This is a genomic window from Bartonella sp. AP4SXKL (assembly GCF_042195845.1).
GTDB lineage: Bacteria > Pseudomonadota > Alphaproteobacteria > Rhizobiales > Rhizobiaceae > Bartonella.
Genome location: NZ_JBHIPA010000025.1, coordinates 1 through 10,351 on the forward strand (window position 1 = coordinate 1; position 10,351 = coordinate 10,351).

The following is a 10,351-nucleotide window of genomic DNA, read 5'->3' on the forward strand; positions in this document are numbered from 1 at the left end:
ACGTCTCCAGTCACAACGGCATAAGGCATATTAAGTGCTGCACAAATTTTCAAGATATTGCGAAATTGAAAAGCCTCGTAAGAACCACCAACCTCAACAGGGGTTGAAAATGTAATTTGTTTTTCGCCATCGACCACGTTAACTGAGCCAGGGTAAATTGGATGCTCTTCGGGTACCTCTTCAATCTTCTTTTCTACCCTCTGTTCAATTTTCGTTTTTTCACGATTATCCTCTAACTCTGCCTCAAGAGATTCCTTCCCTGTAATAAACACCGCAAAAAGAGCCGCTGTTTTTTTTCGTTCAAGCTCTGCATCATCATAGGATTCGAGTTGAAAGATCTTTGTCATAGCGCGCGTTATTTTGGGAGAACCGCGCAATTGTCCGGCAATACGGCGCTCTTTGATGTGAAGGACCATTTCAGCAGGGATGCGCACGCGCTCTTGGCTCTCAAATGCCATATTTGCAGGGACATCATCATAGGGGTGATGTTCCCAGAAATGATAAGCAACGCGCTTACCACTGGCGTTAAATTCAATCCCCATACGAATGTAATTGCCTTCAATCTCAGCAGGTTCATTGTAGGTAAGGTCTAGCATTTCGGTTGGATAAACTTGCAATTGAAGAGGCACACCAGAGCGCCCATAAAGGTCAACATAATGCAATCTTACAAAGCACTCTCCGGTTAAAAAGACCTCTCGTGCAATGGTTGCTTGCAGCCCATAAAAGCTGGTATCTTCATCATAATCGGCTTCATCAACCCATTGCCACCATAAGTCTAAAAGCTTTTTCTTTTCTTCTTGAAAGCCTTCAATACGAGGATAAGGTTTAATCCCATCACTTACAGCCGCAGAGACCCATTCCTCCGTTGCAGACCCATAAAGAGATTCATTGTCATAAAGCCATCTTGAACGGGCAACAATGGTATCACCGCATTCCTCAATGGCTTTATTGATATGTTTTTTGGCGGGGTCAAAACCACCCATGCGACGGCTTTTACTTGCCGCTTCAAAATGGGGATTGTGTTGACGAGAAATTGTAAAAAAGCCCGTGAGTTTATTGATAAAGCCAGCCATTAATAGCCTCGTGATATATTAAAATAGAAAACGCGTGAACCTTTACGCCCTTCAAGGTCCGCTATTTGTGTGTTCAGCATCTCAAGCGCTCTGCGCAGTTCCTCAACAGAACGGTTGCTTACTTGCTTATCGCCATGGCGCACCGATTGCGCACCCGAATAAAGAGCCTCTTCAATTTGTTCACGCCGCCTTTTTAAGTTTTCAAGTCTTTCAATTTTACTGTTAATTGGTTCTAAAGTTTCACCCACAAATTACCTCCAATCCCCTCGCATATAAGGATTCATCATTGTTCTGAATGGCTTCTTTTGAGGCTGTGCTGTCTGAGATCTTCTTGGAGAAGGAGAGGGCACATGTTCTGATGTTGGCTGTTCTAAAGCGCCTTCAATTTTAAGTTTTTCCAGACGCTCTTCTAAGATATCGACTTCTCGATTAAGGTTTATTCCTGCCGAAATCAGACCTTGTAAAGCAGCATAAGCATAGACCCTACAGTCCAAGGCTTCGTTTCTTGCCTTTTCACTTTTTTGCCATTCAATACGCTTGAAGCCTTTAAAATATTTGATGACTTTTCTTTCAGCGGTCAGTTGGTCAAAATATTCTCGATCAAGGCTTTTGTGAAAGTGTGTTGCACCAGCCCCCGATGCTTCAGAACCGGATTTTTTAAACCGTGCTGTGATAATATCTTTTGCTGCATCAACCCCAACAATATAGAGATTAATCTGTCCTTTATTGTTTTTGCTTGGTCGGCGTGGCCAGACCGCACGCCATCCCGCTTGTCCCTTAATCCCCCAGATACGTCGTCCCTCACGCGGGCGCACATAATTATAAACCGCTTGTGTGTGTCCACCACCGGTATCAATACAAGCAGCCGTTATCTTGATGCCATCTTTATAGCCTGGATGTGGCCAGCGTCTTGTAAGGTATTCATCCAGCTGGTCCCAGACTTCAAAAGAAGAGGGATCACCAAGGATCACTTGATAATCAATATGCCAACTTTCTTCACTACGCCCCCATCCCACCACTTCAAGTTCCAAGCGGTCATTTTGCACATCAATACCAGCTGTCAACACGACGGATTGTTCTGGTGCAAGGGGATAATCTTCGCGTTTTGCATAGAGGCTATCAGGATCAATAACTTCGCCTGTTCTGTCCTCCCATGGCTCTCCAAGCACTGTATTGACAAAAGGCTGTAGAAGAGCTGGATCATCTTTGGCATTTAAAAACTCTCTTGCACATTCCCCCCATGTAAGCCAAGGAGAATAGAGTGCCGAAATATGATAAGAACGCAAATTGGGTCTGCTTGACTCACTGGTTGGGACCCAGCATGCGCCTCTTTCTTCACACATGAGATCTGTTTTTCGGTGCTCGGCATGTTCATGACCACAATGGGCACAAACAAAAACAGCTTTTTCGGGAGCCCCTTTCGGCCATTTGATTTGTGACCAAACAATCGGCTGGAGTGTACCACATGCATCACAAGGCACGTTGTAATATCGCTGGTCTCCTAGCACAAAATCCTTGGCAATACGGCTTGTGTCACGGTGGGTGGGGGTGGACAATTTAAAGATCTTTCGTTGTACAAAGGTCGAGGTACGCTTTTCCGCAATCATCACCGGATCACCTTCGTTATCCACACTGAGAGGATAACCATCCACTTCATCCAAAATCAGATAACGAATAGGCATGGAACGCAAACCAGCAGCACTGTTTGCCCCTGTAAGCATCAGTGCACCACCATCAAACTCTTTCGAAAACATGGTATTCCCGCTGTCACGTGCTCGTGCTGGGGCTATGCGTTCACTTAAAACTGGACTTGCCATAATCATAGGATCAAGCCGCGTCTTTGAAAGCTTTTTGGCTGTCTCAACGGTCGGCATGACATAAAGAGCAGGTCCTGGACTATAATGAATAGCATAACCGCAGAAATTTAATCCTGCCTCTGACATGCCAACTTGCGCCCCTTTCATGACAATAGTTGTTTCAATTGGCACGTAGGAGGAAAGATTATCCATGATTTCACGCAAATAGGGGGTACGCTTTGTTCTCCAAAGCCCAGGCTCAGCACTTGCTACCGTGCTAAGGTATCTATTCTTATCCGCCCATTGCGAAACCGTATACGGTGGGTCCGGTTGTCTTGCATTATTGGCATGGGAGAAAAATTCTTCGACTGCATTGTCATCCATTATTCGTTTCTTGCAAGTTCTCTAACTCTGGAGAATGAGGATCATGAAAAGGCACTGGAATATTAACCGCCTCAAGCAAAGCGGTTCTTATATAATAATCAATAGCACCAATAAGGCTGGCTGCATCACATCCAACTTGTGCAGCAATGCTTGCACCAAAACGATGAGGAAAATTCAACATAGCATCACGGTGCGCTCTTCCAAACTCACGAGCTGCCTTTTTCATTTCTTCTCGATCAACAGTGGTTTCGCGCAATCGTTCAAGTGCAATCTTTTCGCTTTCAAGAGCAACTTGCATTCGCTCCAGTTTTATCTTGTATTCATTAGCGCCCTCTGTAGAGGCTTGTTTGATCTTTGTCCGCGGTTGACCATCAGGCGCTAAAAATGGAGCAGGGCGCTTTGTTGGATTCTCATTCCAGATGCTTGTGGCAAGGGCTTCATTGACAGAACCATCTTCAAAAAGAGCCGCATCAAATTTACCTGTCTTTATCCGAGAAACCACCGCATTAGGTGAAACACCCATCTTTTTTGCAAACGCACGAACCGATAGACCCTTACGCGTTTTCTTATTCATAGTTGCTCCATTTTGAATGGTATATACGAATTATTGTACACTTTAATTATTGACAAGGCTTTATTTTTCGTGTACATAAAATATATGAAGATAGTGTGGGATGAACCAAAAAGAGCTTTAAACATTGTTAAACATAAGCTTGATTTTGCTGATGTTATTTACTTTGACTGGGAACATGCTCTTATTGATGCAACCCATTCAAACCGCATGAAGGCTATTGGACATTTTGCGGATGGCACAACAGTTATTGTTTTTGCAAAGCTTGGCAATGAAGCGATATCCATTATCAGTTTTCGTCAAGCGAATAAAAAAGAAAGAGAGGTTTTCAATGACTATCAAAAAAACCTTTGAAACAGGATGTGGCTATACAAAAGAAGATTGGGACGCTGTGGATTCCCCACCACTAACAGATGAAGAACTTGCACGCTTAAAGCCAGCTAAAGACGTTTTACCAGCCTCTTTTTTTAAGTATGTAACAGAAGAGCGCCGTAAACGTGGGCGTCCACCCGTTGAATCTCCTAAACAAGCGGTTACTCTCCGTCTCGACCCAAATGTTATTGCCTCTTTTAAAAAACAAGGAAAAGATTGGCGAACACGTATGGGTGAAGTCTTAAAAAAAGCAAGTGGCAGCTAAACCAACCACCTCCCCATTTTTGAGAACGGGGAGGGGAGTTCTGTTTTTAAGTTAAGCAACCTTTTTAATGGGGCTTTCTAAATCTGGTTCGTAAGCTTTCAAAAAAGGATTCATAGCCATGGGAAACTCTGAAGCTCCGAAATCTGTAAGAACTGCCAGAATCTTTGTAAAATTGGGCACTTCGTCTTGAAGTTCTAAAATCAAAGCTTTTTCCACCACGCCCATGACCTGCACCAGCGTGTTACAATCCTCATCTCCAACACTTTGATGATTGGAAAATTGAGCCAACGCTATCCACAAATCGCATAAGAAGTCGACACTGCTATTCATTGCACACCCCCAAAGATTTGCTCTCTCAAACATGCCAATCCTCTGGATGTAATTTTTGTTGAAGGGAGCACTTTTTCTGTACCATCTGGTCTTTGAATGGTGATAGCAGGACAGTCCATGAAACCTTTTTTGTTTTATCTTGATAAGGTAACAGAGGCGCCCCTGGAGTACGCCGATACACCCAACCATGTTTACGCAAGTAATCAGTTAAATCCTTTGGTCGTACTTCCAACATCTTTGCTGCTTCAATAAGACCGAATAAACCATCAGAGCGTTTTAAGCCTTCCAAAGCCTCTGCTTTAGGCTTGAGTGTATTCACCTCATTTCTTAAGTCTTCTAATTGATTAATACTCTCTAAAAGGAGCTGTTTGATCGTAAGAGGATTTTCCAATGCATTGGCAAGATTTATTTGCGGTGTTGCTACTTGTTTCAAAAGTCGTTCACATTTGATAAAATATTGACGAGCTTCATGTCCTTTATCGTTACGCTCTATCATGGAAAGGTGTTTAGCCATGTCTAAGGTGAGGTAGTATTCTATGCTTGGGCGCCCACCTTTTTCTAAATTTTTAGAAAAACCTATAAAGTCTATATTTTCTCGAAAATTACATTCTTTAATGCGATTTTTAATCCAGTCTGCAAACTTTGATGTAATTTCCAAAAATGCGTGCAATTCACGCGCATTAACAGTTTGAACAGTTTCCTGATCAATAACCTGTTCTGATATTTCTATAAGTGTGTTCATAATGAACTCCTAGTTGTTAGAGGTTTCTTAATGACACTCTAAAAGAGTGCCGGGCGCTAAGAAACACGGCAACTAGCCCGTCGTTATGCTTTCCCCGAAAGGGTATTATATGGCATAACCACACCCGACAATATTATTATATGCATGTAGCATACAATGAGTCAAAGCTTTTAAATTGCGGAAAACGAGTTATTTCGGCAACCAATCCGCTAGTTGTTTTAAGGTGTTTCTTAGGCACCTGATTCGACAATAGATATAATGATACTGTCTTGTCAAGTGATAAAAAACTTTTTCTAAAAAATAATCCACTATTGTACAGTGTGTATATGAGGACACATTAAATTTGTTATTTATCAATGAGTTAAGTGTACAATGTACAGTTGATTTGAAAATTCTGTCGCTAGCGATAGTTCGCGCTCGCCTGCCCCGCAACGAAGCCAACCCGCTGGGAAGTACCTTTTGCATTGATTTTATTGTATTTTTTCTGGAGAAAACCAAAGCGCAAGTGATAATCTGCTTTAAAAATTACAATTAAAGTGAGTAGTGTGGTGACATAGCTTAAGAACATTATTTAGCTTTCTTATTGGCGGCATATTCTTGACGAGCAAGTTGGTACTGTATATTGGCAATTAATCTTTCATTGGCTTCTTTTACAATAGCACTTGCAATTTCTGGCTTAGACATCACTTTAGCAATTGAAGGTCCTTCTTGTTTTGCAATGGGGAATTGATCTCCGTCATCTCTTTGAAACACATTCCCTCCCATTTTCAATTCAACACGCTTTGGAAAACTGCCTCCCTTGATAAAACCATGGGGTAAGATTTCTTTCTTTCCAAACAGTGTGTAAGTTACGCCGCGTTTTGTTTCGTTTACTTTAAAAAATTTAAGAGGTATCGGTGTTCCAGAACCAATGATATCTGTCTCAAGAAACCTTGCTGTTGCCTTTTCTTTAATATAAACACCTCTTCTTATACGCTTTATTTGGGCTGATGAGATGTCTGCAACTTGCTTTTCAGTAAAGCGTTCAACTTGTTTTGCTGCAGTGTTTAGAGCATTACGCAGAGCCCAATTAAGGCGAGGGGCTTGAAGGCTTGTGAAGGTATCTTTTGCCTGTTGAAGATACCATTTTTGGTGGATGATTAACTTCAACTTCTAAGCCTTTTTTGGGGTAGGTGACTTGGAAGCTTTAGATGCTTTTGGCTGTTCGAGTGGAATTTCCTCTGTCACTGGTTTAGACGATGTTTGTACGGCTTCTTGTTCTATCTGTTTAATTTGTTCAATTGCCTTATCTGTTTTTGCTGTTGTCTTGACGTCAACAAAAAGTTTTGCAGCATTGGCGCGCTTGAGACGTGCGTAGACTTGATTAGAAACTTCAACAAATGGATTATTGGGTGTTGATGGTTCAAAGCGAACAGTGCTTTTATTGTCTCCAACAACACACATTGGCTTAGTGATGACAGCTTTCATCATTGCTCCTTTTGCGTCATAATTAATGACATCATTAGTCAATTATTGATTTTTGTTATTTGAAAAATAGATTAGTCAGAATTATCTAGAAAACAGAGCTTTCTAGCCATATTAAAGGCTTGATATTTCATTGAATTTTTGGGAATATTTTTGAATTTTGGACGCAATACAACCAATGCAGTGCCGTCATTAAATACGATTTTTTACACCATGCCAACAAAAAAATCTATATTTTAGATTTTATAAATTATTGTGAAATTATTATAGGAGGGAAAGGCAATGACAGGTCCAGAAATATTAGATGCCATGTATATAATATCAATGATAGTTATATCCCTCTTGACTATAGCGTTTTGTTTGCCTGCCGCCTTTTGATTTTCATTAATAGTTTGCGGATCATATGCAATTACACGCTTTTGTAAAAAAATCGAGAGTGAGAAATTTTTCCAGATTGATGAGCTAAATATTAAGCTCGTGACGGGCTGCTGTTGCCAAAAAAGCAGATCTTGTTAAACCTCTCTTTTGTGCACAATTATCAATTGCACGTAAAAGCCCTCGTTCAATTGATATATTTGTGCGTATGACTTCTGAATCATTTTCAATAAAAGGAACTTGTATTAAAAAAGCTCCTTCTGACAAAGCTGTTTTGACAGATTTCCGTTGTATGACTTCTTCAAATTTTGAAGGAATAGGCACTCTATCTATATCTTCACAATAAAGTTGGAGTGCTTCTGTTGCATTTGCGATTAAATTTTCTTCCTCATCAGCAGCAGAAAAAAGTCCCTCAAAATCAGGAAACTGAACACCAAAAGCAGATTCTTCATCTTTATGAACAAGAGCAAAAAATCTTTTCATTCTTCTTCTCCTTCTTTTATCCAGCCTGCTTGTTGTGCGATAGAACGTGCTGTACCAATCGGAAGATTTTTTTTAGGATGTGGAACGATAACAACCTTATCATCTTTTTTAAATTTATGATGAGAACCTTTCACTTTGATAAGTTCAAAGCCATCACGCTTTAATTTTGCAATGATTTTTCGGCTATCTTGTTCCATTACCTAAACTCATAATGTGTAAATATATACACATTTTAATGATTTTTCATCTGATGTCAATTCTTTTTTAATGGCTAAAATGCTTATGAAGCGCATTAAGAACAATACGCAAAGAGCTAACAAGATGTGTTAACGATTGATCTTCTATAACAAGATATTGTAATGCAGCGTAAAGATTATACTGTCTATAGAGGTGTTGTGTTTCTTTGATAACCTCTTTCGTCTCTTCATAACAATGAGTTGCTCTTTCAATCCACCGTTTTTGTGCCTCCTCATTTGATGAAGGAGTAAAGTTATCATCAATTGCATTAGGCAATCCTTTTGCACATAGATAATTGTTTTTCACTTCAAGATATTTTTGTGCAGCATCATATTGGTCTTGATTGATTTCACCTTGCAAATAAAACCGCCCGATATAGGTTCCGGAAAGCGGATTTTTAGCCTCTTCTATGGTCAAGCCAAAGCGTTTGGCACGCATTTCAATTGCCAATTTATCCATGGGTTTATGCGGTGTTTTTGCTCGTGAGATGCGTCCGTTTGGTTCTCTGATACATCCTTTAATCCGAGGACGTTCGCGTTTTGTACGTTTTTTTCTCTTTGTCATATGTTATCAATCAGAATGGGATAGCATCATTAAGAGATGTGCCATGATCAGTAGCACCTGAAGCGATAGCATAATTTTGAGAAGTAATGGGTGAGGGGGTAGGGGATGCTGATTGCTCTTTCTTTGCATCAAGCAAATACAATTCCCCTTTGAATTGTGGTAAGATAATCTCTGTTGTATAACGGTCATGCCCATTTTTATCTTGCCATTTGCGTGTTTGTAATTTGCCTTCTACGTAAATCTTTGAACCTTTGTTGAGATACTGAAGTGTAATTTTTGCTAAATGTGGATTAAAAATCACCACGGAATGCCATTCTGTTTTCTCTACTTTTTGATTGGTTTTTTTATCTGTATAGCTCTCAGAAGTCGCTATACTAAAATTGACTATTTCTGCTCCAGAATTCATTGTTTTGCTTTCGGGATCAGCACCTAAACGCCCGATTAATGTCACTTTATTTAGCATGTTTTTTCTTACCTTAAACTTGTACTTTAATACATAGAAAATCTTAGCATGATTTGCTTATTTTTTCAATTATTTCAAAATGATATTATTGTTTTTTAACATATAAAATTATATTTAATATGCAAAAAAACATAAATAGTTCAGTGTTCATTTAAAACTCTTGAAATACATACATAAATGTATTAACATAAGATATGAAAATAAGATTTGAATGGGATGAAACTAAAGCAAAAAGTAATCTTAGAAAGCACCGTGTCAGTTTTGAAATTGCTGCTCGTGTTTTGCAGACCCGTTCGCCATGGTTAAACAAGACCGTATTGAAAACGGAGAATATCGTTGGCAAACTTTGGGTCTTGTGGATGGTTTTTTACTGCTGCTCGTGGCGCATACTGTCCATGATGATAAAGATGGTATAGAAGTAATCCGTATTATTTCAGCGCGGCGAGCTAACTCGAAAGAAAGGAAACGTTATGAAGAAGAAAGTTCTTTATGAAATTGATGTAGGTAACTTATCACCTTTGACAGATAAACAGAGAGTTGAAGTTGATAAGCTGGCTGCAATGCCGGACAGTGCAATTGATCATAGTGATATTCCGTCACTCAATGATGCATTCTGGAAAAACGCCGTTCGCAATCCATTCTATAAACCAACCAAAACTGTCACAACAGTACGTGTGGATTCAGACGTTCTAGCGTGGCTTAAAAGTCAAGGGAAAGGATATCAAACACGGATTAACGCAATTTTACGTGACGCCATGCTTCGTTCAATGCGTTGATCTCTTTCCTGCTACAAAGAGTATCAAACAGCTTTCGATAGTTTTTTATCTCCTTGTTGATCTCATCTATGAACGTTGAGAAGAGACAACGCCATTTAATCTAAGCAGTTTTATAAAATCGGAATTTTACTATAGCTTTTTAACGGAGCACTGTAGTGTGTAAATAGATATGTTTATTAAACTGCGTGTATGTAACATAAGAAACAATACACAAACTAAAAAGGAATACCAAAGAGCAATATCTGAGTACCAAAGTACAGTATCCAATGAAAAAGAAAGCTTATGCTCCACGTACTTAGAAATAATAGGTAAAGAGACCGTTTCTTTATAACTACTTGGGAAAATTAAAACGACAAGCGCTAAACTTATTAGTTTTAAGAGTCTGTGCATATACTGTTGTAAATCACGTGTTAGTTTCACCCAACCCGTTGTATCATCATCTTTATATTTTGGATT

15 protein-coding genes and 2 pseudogenes are annotated in these 10,351 nt (G+C 39.7%); 4 read left to right on the forward strand and 13 right to left on the reverse strand.

The genetic code is table 11. The annotated features are described in order from the left end of the window. The 4 genes from ACFIMI_RS08885 to ACFIMI_RS08900 all read right to left on the reverse strand — a co-directional run. Positions 1-1,073 (reverse strand): phage portal protein (locus tag ACFIMI_RS08885; protein WP_375692482.1); only part of this gene is annotated, 1,073 nt, incomplete at its 3' end. Further along, positions 1,073-1,321 (reverse strand): phage head-tail joining protein, encoded by a 249-nt coding sequence (locus ACFIMI_RS08890; protein ID WP_375692483.1) that lies wholly within the window; start codon positions 1,319-1,321, stop codon positions 1,073-1,075. The genes ACFIMI_RS08890 and ACFIMI_RS08885, both read right to left, overlap by 1 nt. A gap of 3 nt (positions 1,322-1,324) precedes the next feature. Then, entirely contained in the window at positions 1,325-3,253 is a 1,929-nt protein-coding gene (locus tag ACFIMI_RS08895) for a phage terminase large subunit family protein (RefSeq protein WP_375692484.1), read from the reverse strand. After that, positions 3,246-3,827 carry a hypothetical protein gene (locus ACFIMI_RS08900; RefSeq protein WP_375692485.1) on the reverse strand — a complete coding sequence of 194 codons (582 nt, stop codon included), beginning with the start codon at positions 3,825-3,827 and terminating at the stop codon, positions 3,246-3,248. Before ACFIMI_RS08900 ends, ACFIMI_RS08895 begins: the two co-directional genes overlap by 8 nt. 84 nt (positions 3,828-3,911) lie before the next feature. Between ACFIMI_RS08900 and ACFIMI_RS08905 the strand changes: the two genes are divergently transcribed. Together ACFIMI_RS08905 and ACFIMI_RS08910 are read left to right on the forward strand one after the other, a co-directional pair. Then, entirely contained in the window at positions 3,912-4,178 is a 267-nt protein-coding gene (locus ACFIMI_RS08905; RefSeq protein WP_375613975.1) for a BrnT family toxin, read from the forward strand. Then, the gene (locus ACFIMI_RS08910; protein ID WP_006589112.1) at positions 4,156-4,461 is read left to right on the forward strand and encodes a BrnA antitoxin family protein; all 306 of its coding nucleotides are present in this window, start codon (positions 4,156-4,158) and stop codon (positions 4,459-4,461) included. The genes ACFIMI_RS08905 and ACFIMI_RS08910 overlap by 23 nt, the downstream gene beginning before the upstream one ends. A 51-nt stretch (positions 4,462-4,512) precedes the next feature. Here ACFIMI_RS08910 and ACFIMI_RS08915 read toward each other — a convergent pair whose 3' ends face one another. The 8 genes from ACFIMI_RS08915 to ssb all read right to left on the reverse strand — a co-directional run bounded on the left by ACFIMI_RS08915 (position 4,513) and on the right by ssb (position 9,119). Continuing rightward, entirely contained in the window at positions 4,513-4,791 is a 279-nt protein-coding gene (locus ACFIMI_RS08915) for a hypothetical protein (RefSeq protein WP_375613974.1), read from the reverse strand. Positions 4,792-4,816: 25 nt separating this feature from the next. Continuing rightward, on the reverse strand, positions 4,817-5,533 hold the full coding sequence (locus ACFIMI_RS08920) for an antA/AntB antirepressor family protein (RefSeq protein WP_375613972.1): 717 nt from the start codon (positions 5,531-5,533) through the stop codon (positions 4,817-4,819). Between the two features lie 567 nt (positions 5,534-6,100). Further along, entirely contained in the window at positions 6,101-6,682 is a 582-nt protein-coding gene (locus ACFIMI_RS08925) for a hypothetical protein (RefSeq protein WP_375692486.1), read from the reverse strand. Between the two features lie 3 nt (positions 6,683-6,685). Next, complete coding sequence (locus ACFIMI_RS08930) at positions 6,686-7,000, reverse strand: hypothetical protein (protein WP_375672161.1); 315 nt, start codon at positions 6,998-7,000, stop codon at positions 6,686-6,688. A 459-nt stretch (positions 7,001-7,459) separates the two neighbouring features. Beyond that, a complete protein-coding gene (locus tag ACFIMI_RS08935; RefSeq protein ID WP_375613839.1) occupies positions 7,460-7,855 on the reverse strand; it encodes a type II toxin-antitoxin system HicB family antitoxin in 396 nt (131 codons plus the stop codon). After that, on the reverse strand, positions 7,852-8,052 hold the full coding sequence (locus tag ACFIMI_RS08940; RefSeq protein ID WP_375690069.1) for a type II toxin-antitoxin system HicA family toxin: 201 nt from the start codon (positions 8,050-8,052) through the stop codon (positions 7,852-7,854). Before ACFIMI_RS08940 ends, ACFIMI_RS08935 begins: the two co-directional genes overlap by 4 nt. A 67-nt stretch (positions 8,053-8,119) precedes the next feature. Continuing rightward, positions 8,120-8,656, reverse strand: a complete 537-nt coding sequence (locus ACFIMI_RS08945) for a hypothetical protein (RefSeq protein WP_375613838.1) — start codon at positions 8,654-8,656, stop codon at positions 8,120-8,122. 10 nt (positions 8,657-8,666) lie between these two features. Beyond that, on the reverse strand, positions 8,667-9,119 hold the full coding sequence (gene ssb / locus ACFIMI_RS08950) for a single-stranded DNA-binding protein (RefSeq protein WP_375613837.1): 453 nt from the start codon (positions 9,117-9,119) through the stop codon (positions 8,667-8,669). 194 nt (positions 9,120-9,313) lie between these two features. On the opposite strand from ssb, the pseudogene ACFIMI_RS08955 reads away from it, so the two are divergent. Then, positions 9,314-9,612, forward strand: a pseudogene (locus tag ACFIMI_RS08955) (BrnT family toxin). Beyond that, positions 9,590-9,895, forward strand: coding sequence for a BrnA antitoxin family protein (locus tag ACFIMI_RS08960; protein ID WP_273756873.1), 306 nt, complete (start codon positions 9,590-9,592; stop codon positions 9,893-9,895). The pseudogene ACFIMI_RS08955 and the gene ACFIMI_RS08960 overlap by 23 nt, the downstream one beginning before the upstream one ends. 129 nt (positions 9,896-10,024) lie before the next feature. Here ACFIMI_RS08960 and ACFIMI_RS08965 read toward each other — a convergent pair. Beyond that, a pseudogene (locus tag ACFIMI_RS08965) lies at positions 10,025-10,351 on the reverse strand (hypothetical protein); the annotation flags it as partial.